Origin of the sequence: Gemmatimonas aurantiaca T-27 (genome assembly GCF_000010305.1) — a bacterium.
In the GTDB taxonomy this organism is placed as follows: Bacteria; Gemmatimonadota; Gemmatimonadetes; order Gemmatimonadales; family Gemmatimonadaceae; genus Gemmatimonas; species Gemmatimonas aurantiaca.
On sequence record NC_012489.1, the window covers coordinates 1,442,519 to 1,457,891 of the forward strand.

11 protein-coding genes and 1 tRNA gene are annotated in these 15,373 nt (G+C 64.1%); 3 read left to right on the top strand and 9 right to left on the bottom strand.

Translation table 11 applies throughout. The annotated features are described in order from the left end of the window. The first annotated feature begins 23 nt into the window (after positions 1–23). Together GAU_RS06175 and GAU_RS06180 are read left to right on the top strand one after the other, a co-directional pair. Complete coding sequence (locus tag GAU_RS06175; RefSeq protein ID WP_169307607.1) at positions 24–1,682, top strand: M20/M25/M40 family metallo-hydrolase; 1,659 nt, start codon at positions 24–26, stop codon at positions 1,680–1,682. A gap of 153 nt (positions 1,683–1,835) precedes the next feature. Further along, on the top strand, positions 1,836–3,233 hold the full coding sequence (locus GAU_RS06180; protein ID WP_012682701.1) for a carboxypeptidase-like regulatory domain-containing protein: 1,398 nt from the start codon (positions 1,836–1,838) through the stop codon (positions 3,231–3,233). A gap of 28 nt (positions 3,234–3,261) precedes the next feature. On the opposite strand, the gene GAU_RS06185 is transcribed toward GAU_RS06180, so the two are convergent. From GAU_RS06185 to GAU_RS06225, 9 genes are all read right to left on the bottom strand, one after another. Beyond that, positions 3,262–4,638, bottom strand: coding sequence for a carboxypeptidase-like regulatory domain-containing protein (locus GAU_RS06185; RefSeq protein ID WP_012682702.1), 1,377 nt, complete (start codon positions 4,636–4,638; stop codon positions 3,262–3,264). A 55-nt stretch (positions 4,639–4,693) separates the two neighbouring features. Further along, the gene (locus GAU_RS06190) at positions 4,694–6,643 is read right to left on the bottom strand and encodes a sensor histidine kinase (protein WP_012682703.1); all 1,950 of its coding nucleotides are present in this window, start codon (positions 6,641–6,643) and stop codon (positions 4,694–4,696) included. Between the two features lie 3 nt (positions 6,644–6,646). Next, a complete protein-coding gene (locus tag GAU_RS06195; protein WP_012682704.1) occupies positions 6,647–7,648 on the bottom strand; it encodes an ABC transporter substrate-binding protein in 1,002 nt (333 codons plus the stop codon). 134 nt (positions 7,649–7,782) lie between these two features. Beyond that, the gene (locus GAU_RS06200; protein WP_083765494.1) at positions 7,783–9,816 is read right to left on the bottom strand and encodes a sensor histidine kinase; all 2,034 of its coding nucleotides are present in this window, start codon (positions 9,814–9,816) and stop codon (positions 7,783–7,785) included. A 90-nt stretch (positions 9,817–9,906) separates the two neighbouring features. Continuing rightward, a complete protein-coding gene (gene pth / locus GAU_RS06205) occupies positions 9,907–10,530 on the bottom strand; it encodes an aminoacyl-tRNA hydrolase (RefSeq protein ID WP_052574272.1) in 624 nt (207 codons plus the stop codon). Between the two features lie 54 nt (positions 10,531–10,584). Next, positions 10,585–11,211, bottom strand: coding sequence for a 50S ribosomal protein L25/general stress protein Ctc (locus tag GAU_RS06210; RefSeq protein WP_012682707.1), 627 nt, complete (start codon positions 11,209–11,211; stop codon positions 10,585–10,587). Positions 11,212–11,358: 147 nt separating this feature from the next. Continuing rightward, a complete protein-coding gene (locus GAU_RS06215; RefSeq protein ID WP_012682708.1) occupies positions 11,359–12,327 on the bottom strand; it encodes a ribose-phosphate diphosphokinase in 969 nt (322 codons plus the stop codon). 236 nt (positions 12,328–12,563) lie between these two features. Next, a tRNA-Gln gene (locus tag GAU_RS06220) sits at positions 12,564–12,634 on the bottom strand. A gap of 57 nt (positions 12,635–12,691) precedes the next feature. Then, positions 12,692–13,606: an ROK family protein gene (locus GAU_RS06225; RefSeq protein WP_012682709.1), complete on the bottom strand. Its 915-nt coding sequence runs from the start codon at positions 13,604–13,606 to the stop codon at positions 12,692–12,694. A 169-nt stretch (positions 13,607–13,775) separates the two neighbouring features. Here GAU_RS06225 and GAU_RS06230 point away from each other — a divergent pair, with 169 nt between their 5' ends. Continuing rightward, positions 13,776–15,194 carry a glycoside hydrolase family 10 protein gene (locus tag GAU_RS06230; protein ID WP_169307608.1) on the top strand — a complete coding sequence of 473 codons (1,419 nt, stop codon included), beginning with the start codon at positions 13,776–13,778 and terminating at the stop codon, positions 15,192–15,194. The last annotated feature ends 179 nt before the right edge of the window (positions 15,195–15,373 follow it).

The following is a 15,373-nucleotide window of genomic DNA, read 5'->3' on the forward strand; positions in this document are numbered from 1 at the left end:
CCATGGACCTGACGCTCTCCTCCATGAATTCGCGCCTGTCCCTCGTCCCCCGTCCCTTGCTGGGCGCGCTGGCCCTCGGGCTTGCCGTCGGCACCCCGGCGGCACCGCGCCTCGAAGCGCAGACGCCGGCCACGTTTCCCACCAACGACGCCACGCTCAAGCGGATCTGGACGCTGGGCATGGACAGCTCCCACGTCGAGCGCCTTGCTCAGCAGTTGCTCGATTCCATCGGCCCGCGCCTGACTGGCACCGCGCGGCAGAAGGCGGCCAACGACTGGGTGCTCTCGCTCTACAAGCAGTGGGGTGTGGACGGCAAAAATGAGCAGACCGGCACCTGGCGTGGCTGGCGTCGTGGGCACTCGCACATCGATCTGCTCACGCCGCGTGTGCGGACGCTCGAAGGCACGATGCTGGCCTGGAGTCCGGGCACGAACAAGAAGGACCTGACCGCGTCCGTGATTGTGCTGCCGCGCTTTGCCGACAGCACCGAATTCGTGAAGTGGCTGCCGCAGGCCAAGGGCAAGTTTGTGCTGGTGTCTGCGCCGCAGCCCACCTGCCGGCCCACCGACAACTGGCAGCAGCACGCCACGCCTGCGTCCAAGGCGCGCATGGACAGCCTGCGTGCGGACGTCAATCGGGAGTGGGGTGGCATCAGCGTGCGCGGCACGGGCTACTCCAACGCGCTCGGCACCGGGAGCCTCGGCGTGCGTCTTGAAGAAGGCGGCGCGGCCGGTGTGATCTCGTCGCGCCCCAAAAACGCCTGGGGCACCATCGATGTATTCGAGAGCTACAACCTCAAGGCGCCGGCCATCGCACTCTCGTGCGAAGACTACGGTCTCGTGTTCCGTCTGGCCGAGAACAAGCAGTCGCCCACGGTGCGTCTCAATCTCGACGCCGACCTGCTCGGCGAGCAGCCGATCTTCAACACCATCGGCATGATCAAGGGCACGGAGAAGCCGAACGAGTACGTGGTGCTCTCAGCCCACTTCGATTCGTTCGATGGCGGCTCGGGTGCCACGGACAACGGCACCGGTTCGCTCACGATGCTCGAAGCCATGCGCATTCTGTCCACCGTGTATCCCAAGCCCAAGCGCACCATTCTGATTGGCCACTGGACGGCCGAGGAGCATGGCCTGGTGGGATCGCGGGCGTTCACTGAAGACCATCCGGAAGTGGTGCAGGGGTTGCAGGCGCTGTTCAACCAGGACGGTGGCACGGGTCGTGTGCAGAGTGTGGGTGCCGGTGGTCTGATCGATGCCGGGGTGCATCTGCGTCAGTGGCTGTCCGTGATGCCCACTGAGGTGTCGTCGGCAATCACGCCGCGCATTCCGGGCGCCCCCAGCGGTGGTGGCAGCGACGATGCGAGCTTCGCGTGCCATGGTGCACCGGCCTTTGGTCTCGGTGGCATTGGCTGGGACTACGGCAGCTACACCTGGCACACCAATCGCGACACATACGACAAGGTCGTGTTCGACGACCTGCGCTGGAACGCGACGGTGACCGCCATGTTGGCGTACCTGGCCGCCAACGATGCGACCACGATCACGCGCGAGCGCGCAACGGCCGAGCAGATCCGTCCGCAGGGCGGCGCGGGTGCAGCGGGAGCGGGAGGCAATGCCGGGGCGTTTGCCTGGCCGACCTGCCAGAAGGCGCCTCGCAAGACCAATCCACGTTTGCGCTGATCGCCAGACGGCGAGCATACTCGCCGGTTCAATGATCCATGCCTGACGGACGTCCTCCGCTGACCGTGCCGGTGCAGCGGAGGGCGTCTGCATTGGGCCCTGTATCGGGCGGTTGGTCCTTCCTCTTGCACGGACCAAACAGCATGATTGGGCATGTTCGGTCTGATTATTGGACTTTGGTGGGCGCAGTGGGCGGGCATCGGATTTGGCCCGACTCCTGATGGCTTCCGTGATGGCTCCCGTAGTGGGTCCGGGCCGCCGGTGCGCCCGGCGCCCGAGTGGCGACCACGGTTGCCGATCAGCGACACCGTGCGTGGCTTCGTGTACGACAGTCTGCTCGCGGAGCCCCTGACGGGCGCGCTCGTGACCGCGATGCCGGGTGGCGAGACCACGGTCTCCGATTCGGTGGGACACTTTGTACTGATCAGTGCACAGCCGGTGGAATTGGTGCAGGCGGTGCATGCGGAACTCGATCAGATCGGCTTGGGGGAGATGCGTGTGGCGCGCGTGCAAAATGCCGCCGCACGTGAACTTGTTCTCGCTACGCCGTCACGGCGCACCATCTGGCAGCGACTGTGTGGGCAGGTGCCGCCGAACGATGCCATGACGGGCATCGTCTTTGGTTCGGTGCGCGACGGCGATGGACGCACGCTGCTGGGGGGCGTGATCGTGGATCTGCAATGGGAATCGCTCCAGATGAGCGCTGACACGATGCCACGATATGAAACACGAACCACCCGCAGCGATACCTCGGGGCAGTTCCTGTTCTGTGGCGTGCAGGAGTTTGGTCAGGCGGGCATTGCCGCACGCGCTGACGCCCGACACAGCGGCAATGTGCTGCTCTATGCGGAAGTGCGACCGGTGCGGCGGGTGGATCTGGTGTTGGGAGCCATCAACGCCCCCGCCGTGCTGGTACGGGGGACCGTGCAGGATCCACATGGCGCACCGGTATACGATGCCACAGTGGAGATCGACGGAGGCGAACAGCCGGCCCGGACCGATTCCGCTGGCGGATTCACAGTGATTCGTGTGCCCCCTGGCTCACGCATGATGACGGTGCGCAAGGTGGGATTGCTGCCCACACTCCGGACAGTCGATGTCGTGGAGACCATGACCCCCATCACCATCACCATGGAACGGGGCATCTCACTCGACGGGGTCACGGTGACCGCACGTCGCACGGTGAGTCGCACGTTGCGTGACCTGATGGAGCGGCGGCGGGCGGGGATCGCCGGGTTTTTGGACTCGACACGGATCATGCAATTCCCGCGCACACAGAGTGTCCTGCGCATGATCCCTTCACTCACCGTGCACACCGTAGCCAATGGCGTCGACTTCACGCTGCACGGACGCCTCAACTGCGGTGCCTCCGTCTACATCGACGGCGTCAAGGTGGAAACAGAGGATCTGGCCGCACTGCCGATGGAGGACATTGCCACCATCGAGTCGTATGGGACCGACACATTTGCCCCACCGCAATATCGATCCTTCGTGGAGAAGCCCTGCGCGGTGATTCTCGTGTGGACCAAGCCGCGCCTCAAACGCCCTTGACGATTCGGTCGGGAAAGGACCCGGAAGACTATCGTCGAGCGTTGATGTGGGCTTTGGTCCATACCAGCACGACCGCGCAGGTGTTGCCCGGTGTCTGGAAGCGTGATGGGGCCATGTTCTCGCTCGGATAGATCTCCATCGCCGCGAGGGCGTCCTTGGGCAGCCGCGAGAGCATGCTGTCGAACTCATTGGGCTCGCGCACGCCGTTCACCCACAGCGTGGCCAGGCAATCGCTCCTTCCACGGAGCACGAAGTCGCTGGGCGCACGACCGACCTGTGGACGAATGCCGGGTGCTGCGGACAATGCCAAACGGGTGGAGGGGTATCCGAGGAAGTAGGTGGAATCCAGGAACCGTCCCTTGTTGGCGACTTTGCGCTCGTCCAGTTCGCGAGCATCCCGCGACAGCGGACGCGCATCGCGCGTCACCACCCGTTCAAGATTGGTCACGGCAGTGCGCTCGATGGCGATTTCGAGGTCGGTTGTTCCCTTCGCGGTGAGGTCGAGTATCACCGCATTCGTGAGGAAGCCGACGCGGCGGGCGGTGACCATGCGACTGCCCGTGGGTACGGCGGGCAGGGTGAAGCGACCATTGGGACCCGATGCGATATCGGCGACAAAGCCATCGATGCTGACCGTGGCTCCCGCCACGCTGGCTCCACTTTCGTCGACCACCCGCCCCTGGACCGCGGCAAATGCACCAACCCCTTCGGTCGGTCCGACCACCAGATCCCGCCGACGCACGGATGAAGGAGTGGCTTCCACGAGCACATTGCCACTGCGCCAACTGCTCGACGACGCGACCACCGCGGCCGGACCAAAGTCCTGCACGCCGCAGAACACGTAGTTCCCGAGCGAGTCGCTGCGCGTGGTGATGCTCTCCATGCGCTTGAGGGTGTCCGCCAGACTACGCACGGATTCCCACTGCAGCACGACGCCGAGTCCCGCCACACGCGTCGTGCCATCGGCGGCCAGGATGCTGCCGAAAACGATGCCGCCATTGCCACCGCCGGGCCGGCGCGCCGGTGCGCACAGGCGCGCCCAGATCGTATTGATGCCCGGGGTCGAAACGATGGGACGTGCCCAGGCATCGGGGCCCTCCGGGCGTGTCGCCACCAGTTCACCAAGCCCCAATCGGTCGGTGCGTTCATGAAAGGCCACCAATCGATCGACGCGGCGGCTGCTCACGATGAAGAAACGTCCGGCGGAGTCACTGACGGCCGACTCGCCACCGGGTTCGGCGGTGACCAGCGCACCGGCCAGTGGTTGCCAGGACAGGCTGTCGTACGCGAGACCGCGGACGGTGTCAGCGGCCGGCCCGGACTGGGCGTCGGCGCGCAACGCGCCGATGAGCATGAGGGCCGTGACGAACAGAAACGAACCCGGGACACAACGGAATGGACGCATCCCAAACGCTACTGCCGGAACGGCCCTCCAAGGAAGGGCTGAGATCCGCTGCGGCTCAATCCCGCTGTGCCGCTCCAGCGATCGCTTCGGTGACCCTTTCGGTGACCGCTTCAGGCGCCAGCAGGGGCAGCACCATGACAAAACGGGTCCCTTCACCGCGTTTCGATGAGACCGTGAGCGTCCCGGCTGCGTCGCGCAACATCGACGCGATCGAGGCCACGCCGATGCCCGTGCCTGAGCCGTTGGGCTTGGTCGTGAAAAAGATCGAGCCCAGCTTCTTCAATGTCTCAGCGTCCATGCCTTCTCCGGTGTCGCGTACCACAATCGACACGTAAGGCGGACGTCGCGATGGTGCGACGCCGATGATGTGTCCGCTGAGCTCCTGCACCGTAGCCGTTTCGATCGTGACGACGCCGGCATGGGGGCCGATGGCGTCGCGGGCATTGGCCAACAGATTGAACAGCGCCTGCACGAATTTGGTGTGATCGGCCTGCACGAGCAGTGGGTGGGGCGCGAGCGCCAGCTCCAGTGCCACACTGCCAGGCAACAACCGGCGCAGCAGACGCTGGTGTTCCTCGATGCAACGGTTGACATCGAGCGGGTCGAGTCGCTGTTCGCCATCGCGCGCCAGCGTCAGCAGACGTCGTGTGATTTCCCGCCCACGCTGCGCGGCCAGGACAATCTCCTGCAGGTCTTCCTGGATGATGTGGTCGGTGGGGATTTCGGTCGCTGCGGATTGTGCGGCAGTGGACGTAATCGCGACCACGTGGTTGAAGTCGTGTGCCACCGTGCCGGCCAGGTGGCCGATCGATTCGAGCCGGCGTGAGGCGGCCAGTGCTTCTTCCAGACGCCCGCGCTCGTCGAGCTCCACTTCGAGCTCTCGACGGCGGGCTTCCAGATTGGCGATCAGTTCTTCGATGGTGTTGGCCATGACGTTGACGTCGTGCCCGAGCTGGGAAACTTCGTCATGGTGGCTATCGGCCGGGACACGTGCGTGGCGGTCATTGTTGGCGATGCGACGTACGACCTGCGCCAACACCACGATGCGTTGCGCAAAGGTCTCGCCGATGAGCACGATCAACGTCCCGATCAGCACGAGTACGCCGGCGGAAAACATGAGCGCCGCGCGCGTTTCTCCGCGCACCAGATTCGCGACCTCACTTCGGTCCACCACGATGGCCACGTACCACGGCAACGTCTGCAGATCCACGGCCGTCTCGACCATGGTGTGGTCATTGTCTACGCCGACGAGCAGCCGATCCCGCACCTCCAGTCTCCACCGATTGCTGGGATCCACTTCGTCTGACTGCAATTGATGCCAGGGTGACACCTGCACATTGGCCCGCACATCCGCGATCGGCCAACCGATGATGAGTCGTCCATCTTCCCTGTGCTCACGCAACCGCAGCAGCGCATAGGCCGGTATGGATCCGGCCAATTGACTCAGGATCTGGCCAAGCGCCGTGACCCGCGTCTGCAGGGCGATCAGTCCGACTTGTGTACCGGCCGCATCACGCACGGCGGCGACAAACACGATCTCCACCGGTGTGCCGCTCGAGTCGGTCATGGTGCGGGCGGTGGGAAACGCCAGTGCGTTGTCGCCGGGACTCGGTCGCCAGGTGGTCAGAGGAGACGTGGAGAACTGGACGCGCCCGGCCGAGTCGACAATCGTCGCTGCGATATTGTGCAGCGGATCGTGCCGTACCAGCGTTTGCAGGGCAAAACGGGCGTCCTGAATGGAACTGACGTCGCCGCGGGCAACGGCCAGCACTCTGGGGTTGAGCGCGGTACTCCGCACCGCATCCAGGCGATCGGCCAACAGCGCATCCAGTTGAGTTCTCGCCGAGAGAATATTGGCAGCCAGACTGGCTGATACCTGCTCCTGCAACTGGCGCGAGAGGAACCGATGGTTGCGCCAGGTGACCACACCGAGCGTGGCCGCCACAAACGCCACCAGGGCGCACGCGACCAGGATCCGCAAACTGATTGGCCGGGACCGCGTCATACGCTACGGTGGAAGAAAGTCGGACGTCATGAGCACCCTGAAATCCGGCCGGGAACGCAATCCCCCGATTTCCGTCAGATAGCGAATGTGCGGTTCCGCGGACTGCTTCAGCGTCCCATCACCTCCTGCGCGCAACAACTGACGATTCTCCTGCGGTGTCAGCCATCGCATGCCGATCGCCGGCGGGAGTGCCGACACGGGGCGGCCCTGCGCACGCGCCGCGAGCGGACGCAAGGCATCGGCCGAATCGGCGTACGTCGTCGAGAGGGCGAGCAGACGAGACACCAGTTGACGGACGGTGTTCGCGCGGGTTTCGAGGATGTGCTTCCGCACCGCCAGGCATTGCAGGATCAGCCCGGGCGTCTGACTCGACGAATAGAGGATGTGATACGGCGGTTGGCGCACGGCATCGAGTGGTGGAGACCATGTGACGATGGCCTCCACGCTGTCCGATTGCAGCAGATGCACCGCATGGCTCGCTGTAGTCGTGATGATCTCGACGTCCTGCATATGCAGGCCTTCCCGCTCGAGCGCCTGGGCCAGCAGGACTTGCACGAACGTCCCGGGCGCAATCGCAATGCGCTTGCCACGCAATGCGCCAATGCTCGGAAAGGGCGCCGCCGCGATCAACGCGTCGGCGCCGTTCGATTCATCGGTGCACACCACGATCTTCAAATCACGCACGGATTGTTGAAGGCGCAGCAGGTCCGGCAACGACCCGGCAACGGCGTCGAACGAGCCGCCGGCAAAGTCGGCATAGAGATCCGATGGCGACGTGTGAATCGTGATCGTCGCGAGGCGCATCGCATCGGCCCCCGTCCCCAGAGCCCGCGTCGAGTCGGTGGTCTCGCTGGCGACATCGAGGGCGTAGTACCCGGCCCATAGTCCGTGCACGATACGAAGCGGCGGCGGCGGGGCAACCTCCCGACGACACGCCACTGACAGCATCAGTAGCACAACCAGCAACATCAACGGGATGTGGCCACGCCACAGCGCGACGTTCATGCGTAGTGTCGGAGGGAATCGACAGGGAACTCGGCGCAATCATAGCATGGCGGTCATGACATGCGCCATGTGCTCTAGCGGCCGTGCTCCATGGGCGGGCCCGTGCGCAGGCTCGGGCTGTTCCGCGTTGTCGTTCAGTCCAGACGCATGTCCGGATGCGGGTTCACCGATGGCGTCGCCGTGTTCGGATATTCGATCAGCGGGAGAATGAGGGAAAACTCCGTGCCTTGTCCCAGTGTGGATTGCACCGCCAAGGCCCCTCCGAATGCCCGCAGCATCGTGATGACGGACGCAATGCCGAGCCCGTTCCCCACCGTTGCGGCTTTGGTGGTGAAGAAGAGCTGCCCGAGTCGATCGATCGTTTCCGGTGTCATGCCGCTCCCGGAGTCCTGTACGCTGATGGCTACGTACGACCTTGAGCGTATAGGCGGTGCTCCTCCCACAAAATGCGGAGGCAACGTCGAGATGATGGTCGTGCTGAGACGGACGGCACCGGAGGCCGAGGCCATGGCATCACGCGCGTTGGACAACAGGTTGAAAATCGCCTGAAGCAGTTGCGTGCGATCCGTGCGGATGAGCAGGGACCGATCGTCTTGCACGAGTTCGAACTTGATCGACATCGGCAGCAATCGACGGAACAGCGACCGATGTTCGACCAGGCACGCATTGGCATCGAACACTTCCACTTCGTTGGTGCCGTGGCGTGCCACCGACAGCAGGCGTTTCGTGATTTCGCGACCACGTTGTGCCGCCAGCAGGATGACGCGCAGCTCTGCCTGCATCTCGTGTGATTCGGGCACGGCATCCGACGCACTCTCGGATGCCGTCGCCACGATCGACAACACATTGTTGAAATCGTGAGCGACGGTGCCGGCCAGATGGCCGAGCGAATCGAGTCGACGGGTCGCCGCCAACTGTTCTTCCAGTCGTGAACGATGGTCCAGCTCCTGCTCCAGTTCACGACCGCGGTTTTCCAGACGCGTGACCAATTGGTCGATGGTGTCGGCCATCGTGTTGATGTTCACGCCCAGATGCGTCAACTCGTCCTGCGTACCGGTGGTCGGCACCCGTGCACTCTGTGGATCGGCGGCGATCTTTTGCACCACCCCATCCAGCACCGTGATACGCCGCGTCACTCGGCGGCTGGCGACAAAAATGATGGCGCCCATGAATGCCAACATGAGCGCCGAAAACGTGAGCGTATTGCGGGTTTGAGCTCGGGTGGGGCCCACCAACACGTGCTCTGGTACGAGCATGCCGATGTACCACTGGTCGTCCCGCAGATTGACCGCCGATTCCCGAAGCCGGACACCCGTGTCCCGCATCTGGAGCAGGCGCTCACGCACACTGCGTCTCCATCGCTGGGCCCTGGATCCGGGCTGGTCACCGGTGGTCCAGGAGAGATTGTCCACGGGGATGGTCCTGACCGGCAACGGCCAGGCGGCAATGATCCGCCCGTTTTGCCAACGCACGCGCAAGGTGGTGCCCACTGGAGCGGTTCGGGCATACTCACCCAGGACATCCGACAGGAATCGTGTGTGCTCCCGCCAGGTCAACGCGCCGATGTGGTTACCCGCACTGTCCCGCACGGCAACGCGATAGGCGATCTCTCTGGTCACCCACATGGTGTCGGTGTGGGTGATGATCTGTGGTAGCACATCCGCCGGCATGGTGTCGAGCACCTGCGGAATCGGCGCACCGATCGCGATCGCGAGCCTGCGGGATCGGTCGGTGAGGGTGATGCCGATGAATTGTGCGGGATCCTGCTGACGCAGTGCCTCGAGCGCGATCCGGGCGTCGGGCAGGGCCTTTTCATCACCGGCCGCAACGGCCACCACGGCCACCACGGCCACCACGGCCGGGTTCAGCGCGGCGACCTGGACGTCATTGAGCCGCGCGGTGATGACCGCATCGACATTGCCGGCGATGGCGATCACATGCGCGGCCAGATCCGAAGAGATCCGGTCCTGCAGCAGCCCGGAAACCACTCCATGGCTGCGCCAGGTCACCACAACAAGCGAGAAGGCCGCGACGCTGAATAGCAGCGCGGTGGCTCGCGCGACCAGTTGTCGTCGCGGGGCGATGGATGACGCGGCCGTCATCGGCGGCGTGAAGAGACGGTAGGATTTGTTGGGGAGGATTTGCCGGTCCGAGAGACCAGAAATCATCCTGATTCCTGCAGGCGCCACAACAATACGATCACCAGGAGCCGCCCGCCAATCGTGACCACGGGGAGCGCTGGGACGACTGGTGCCGCTCTACCGTCCCATGGAGCTGACGGCCTTTTCGGTCCCCTCGGCGATCCACAGCTCGATCGCGTCGATCATGCGCGGCGTGATGTCGTCCACGAGGGCACGTTCATCGCGTGGCATGGTGTGGAGCACGAAGTCGGCGAGATCGCCGATCTGACGACGCTCGTCAACCGGCTTGATTCCAACCCGCAGGCGCGGATAGGTGGGGGACTTGAGATGGGCCTCGATGCTCTTGAGACCATTGTGCCCACCCGGACTGCCAGCCGCGCGCAGGCGATATTCGCCCACTGGCACGGCGACTTCATCGACCAGGACCATGAGGTCCTGCGCCGCGGTCCAGCCTTCCCGCTTGAGATAGGGGCGCAACACCGAGCCGCTGAGATTCATGTATGTCTGCGGCTTGACCAATTTCACCTTTTTCGTGCCCACCAGCCCCGTGGTCGACACGGCATCGCCGTCCTTGCGCCACGGTTCAAAGTGCCAGCGCTCTTTGAGCGTGTCGATGAGCCACCACCCCACATTGTGACGGGTGTTCTCATACTCCCGACCGGGATTGCCAAGTCCAACGATGACTTTCATACGCAGAGGAAGACGCGCGGGGCGCGGAATGCGCCAGCGTGGGGTGACCATGCTGAACGGACTCCGCGCCCCGCGGGACTGAAACGAAACAGAATGCCGAGCGACTTACTTGTCGTCGGGCTTCGGCTTGCGGATGAGCTCCGGCTCGGCCGCACCATCGGCCTTCTCTTCCTGCACCTTCGGCGGCTGGACCACGCACACCGTCGCGGTGGCGTCGTCGAGCACCTTGATACCGGCCGGCAACTTGAGGTCGGCCACGTGCAGCGACTTGCCCAGCTTCACACCCGAGATGTCCACGTCGATGTGGTTCGGGATGCTGGCCGGATCGACCTGGATATGCAGTTCGTGCATGATCTGGTCGAGGATGCCGCCTTCGAGGCGGACACCTTCCGGCGTGCCGATGTACACGATCGGGCACTTCACCGACACCGTCTCACCAGCCACCAGCTCCTGGAAGTCGATGTGCAGGATGGAGCGCTTGAACGGGTGGCGCTGGATTTCGCGGATGAGCGTGCGCGCCGTCTTGCCATCGATGTTGAGTTCGATGACGGTGCTGCTGACCGCGATGCTCTTGATCAGGCGCTCGGTCTCACGCGCGTTGGTCGTGAGCGACTGCGGCTCACGGCCATGGCCGTAGATGACCGAGGGGATGTTGCCGGCCTGGCGGATCTTGCGTGCGGCGCCCTTGCCGGTTTCGACGCGAGCGGTGGCGTCGAGCGTAACGTTTGCCATGTGACCATCTCTCCAAAAAGTGGTGCGGGAGTAACCGGATCTCGGTCGTCCCGTCCGTCGTGCAACTGCGACTGCGTTTCACCTGCACCTGCACCTGCACCTGCACCTGCACCTGCACCTGCACCTGCGTTGGTGTTGCGTACTGCGTTATTCGAACAGCACGCTGACGCTTTGATCCGCGTGCGTGAAGCGAATGGCCTTGGCCAGCAGATCACCCACCGACAGGATGCGCAGCGTGTCGAAGCGCCGCTCCTGGGGCAGATTGATCGAATCGGTGACCACGACTTCCTTGATGGGCGCGTTGGACAGGCGCTCCACGGCCGGGCCGCTGAACAGCGCATGCGTGGCACACACGTAGATGTCGTTGGCGCCGAGATTCTTGAGCGCGCGTGCAGCTTCGGATACCGTGCCCGCCGTATCGATCATATCGTCGGGAATCAGACAGTCGCGGCCTTCCACTTCGCCGACGACGTTCATGACTTCGGCCACGTTGGCTTTCGGGCGACGCTTGTCGATGATCGCGAACGTGGCATCGAGCCGCTTGGCAAAACCGCGCGCCATCTTGGCCGATCCCACATCCGGTGCGACGACCACCAGGTCCTTGAGCCCCTTCCGGCGGAAGTAGTTCGTGAACACCGGTGAGGCGTAGAGGTGATCGACGGGCACGTCGAAGAACCCCTGCAACTGGTGCGCATGAAAGTCGAGTCCGAGCACCCGATCGGCGCCGGCGGTCTCGATGAGATTGGCCATGAGCTTGGCGCCGATGGCCACACGCGGCTGATCCTTGCGGTCCTGACGGGCGTACCCGGTGTAGGGCAGCACCGCGGTGACACGCGCCGCAGAGGCTCGGCGCGCCGCGTCGACCAGCAGCAACAGCTCGAGCATGTTCTCGCCCGGCGGATTGGTGGGCTGCACCACGAACACATCCGCGCCGCGAATGTTTTCGTCGATGCGCACAAACACCTCACCGTCGGCGAAGCGCGAGCAGGTCACCTTGCACAACTCCGCGCCAAGCGAGCGCGCAATCTCTTCGGCCAGCGGCTGGTTGGCCGTGCCGGAGAGGATCTTGAAACCACGGGGCGAGGACGCGGCTGGAACGTCCGTGGCGGCGCTCATGAGGATCTCACGCAGGTTGAAGGTCGAAGCGGAGCACCAAAAACGGGGCGGAGTGTCACCGGTACCTTCTGGCAGGCGCGGTGTCTCCGTCCCAATTGTCGGCAGCCCTTGAAGATAAACGGGCCGCATCCGGTTTCCAACCAGACGGGCCCGACTATGAAAAAGTCTTGTAAGCCGTTGTGGGGAATTGTCTTACCCCAAATCAGTAACCCGAACCCCACAACTGCTGTTTTGAGTAGGCCCACTTGGAATCGAACCAAGATCTCCGGCTCCAAAGGCCGGGGTAATAGCCGTTATACGATAGGCCAGCAGTGCACACCGCCGTGATGACCGCGGTCGTGTGAATGCGAAGGGAATCCTAGCATCATGCGCCTGTTGCAGGCCAGAGCCACGCCGCACCTCGTACACCGCTCGAATCGCCATGGTGATGGCGCACGACCGGCGTCACGAGGCGATCGGAGAACACCCAGCGCGGCAATTCGCGCACAAGATCGACCACGACCCCTTCGGTATTCGACAGCCCGCCGCCCAGAACGATCACGTCCGGATCGAGCAGGTTGATGACCGTGGCGAGGCTGCGGGCCATCCGTCCGATCCAGCGCGTGCGTGTGGCGATGGCCTCGGCGTTGCCGTGCGCGGCGGCTTCCATGATGGACGCGGCATCGTGCCGTTGCCCGGTGGTGCGTGCATGGTCGGCGGCCACCCCCGGTCCTGACACCCAGCTCTCGATGCACCCCTGTCGTCCGCAATAGCAGGCGGGGCCCGGGACCTCGTCGGCGGTGGCCCACGGCAAGCCGTTGTGGCCCCACTCGCCACCAATGAGGTTGCGGCCGGCGTGCACACGACCGGCGTGCACGATGCCGCCGCCAACACCGGTGCCCATGATCACGCCGAACACCATGTCGGCGCCTCGCGCCGCACCGTCTGTGGCCTCGGACAAGGCAAAGCAGTTGGCATCGTTCTCGGTGCGCACAGCCCGCGCGAGCGCACGCTCGAGATCGCGCGCCAGGGGTTCACCGATGAGCCAGGTGGAGTTGGCGTTCTTGACGAGTCCGGTCTCAGGCACGATGACACCGGGAATACCCAGGCCTACGGTGCCGCGTGCGCCAACGTGTGCTTCCAACTGGTGGACAAGCGCGGTGATCGCAGCGACTGTTTCGACGTAACTCCGAGGTGTTGGCACACGCCGTCGTGCCAGTTCCGCGCCGTCTGTTGCCAGCGCGATCCCTTCGATCTTTGTCCCGCCCAGGTCGATGCCAATTCGTACGTCAGTCTGCATGCCGCGACATTGTCCCGTCGCACCCGTTGGAGCAAGTGCGCGTGGGCGCGTGCCGGTCGTGGCGTTGGTCGCGTTGACGCTGATGCTGTTCGCGGCGTGTGGGGGGTCACCGGCCGATCCCACCGGGCCTGTCGTGCCACCACCGGTGGTCCCGCCACCGGAGCCGCCGGTGACACCGTTCACCGTGCCGACCATTACGCGAGAGTTCCGCGGCATGTGGATCGCCACGGTGGCCAACATCGATTGGCCGTCCCGCACGGGACTCTCCATTCCGCAGCAGCAGGCAGAATTCGTGGCGCTGCTCGATGTCGCACAGCAGGCGGGGCTCAATGCCGTGATCCTGCACGTGCGCGCGGCGGGCGATGCGTTGTATCCCTCCACCCTCGAACCGTGGATGCGGTCGTTCAGCGGGACACAGGGCGTCGATCCCGGCTGGGATCCGCTGCAGTATGCCATCGAGCAGAGTCATGCCCGCGGCATCGAACTGCATGCCTGGTTCAATCCGTTCCGAGCGGGCAACGCGAGCGACACGGCGCGTCTCGCGGAAGCACACTTCGGACGTAAACGACCCGATATCCTGCGGCGCTATTGCTCGCAGCTCTGGTTCGATCCCGGTGAAGCCGCCACGCATGACCAGGCCATCGCGGTGGTGAGTGATGTGGTGCGGCGCTATGCGGTGGATGGGGTGCACATCGATGACTACTTCTACCCTTACCCAGAGACGGGGTGCACCACCGATTTCCCCGACAACACGGCGTTTGCCGCGTATCAGCGTCAGGGAGGCACCATGGCGCGGGCCGATTGGCGGCGTGACAATGTGAATCGGTTCGTGGAGCGGCTCTACGCGACGGTGCGCGGACTGTCACGCACGGCACGAGTCGGGATCAGCCCCTTTGGTATCTGGCGTCCCGGTAATCCTGCCGGCATCACGGGGCTCGATTCGTATGCGTCCATCTACGCCGATTCGCGTCTGTGGCTGCAGCGTGGCTGGGCGGACTACTTCGCACCACAACTCTATTGGTCCAGTACGTCGGTGGGGCAGAACTACAACGCCCTGCTGACGTGGTGGACACAACAGAACACCATGCGCCGTCACCTCTGGCCCGGCCTGGCGTCGTATCGCATCGCCGACGGCAGCTCGGCGCCATTTGCCGTCACGGAAATCTCCACGCAGATCGGCATCACACGCGCCCAATCGTCTGCCAGCGGCGGGCCAAGCGGTACGATCTTCTACAATGCCAGCAGCGTGAAGAACGACCGCGGTGGATTCGTCACCGCACTGAAGTCCGGGCTCTATGCCGATGGCGCGATACCACCGGCTACCACCTGGCTCGAAGCACCAGCTCCCGTGGCACCGACCATCGCGGCCACCCGAGGGGCCGTCAACGTGCAGTTGACCATCACGTCCGGCGGCGGTGAACCGCAGTGGTGGCTCGTGCGATGGCGCACCGCTGGTAGCTGGCGTCAGCGTGTGCTGCCATACACCACCCGCACATTGGATATCCCACAAGCCGGTATCGAAGGCATTGTCGTCACCACGATCAATCGCGTCGGCACAGCCAGCACAGATGCCGTGTGGCGCCCATAAGACAACACACTGCCAATGGGTGCCTCCCACTGTCATGCACACACCAAAGCCAGCCCCAACCTACCACTTATCACCTACGACGTAGTACCCGCTCCCTACCACCTGGCCATCGCGAGCGCGCGACAAAACGGTAAGGTCTTAGGTGGCGGGTACTAAGTGATAAGTGGTAGGTGATAGGT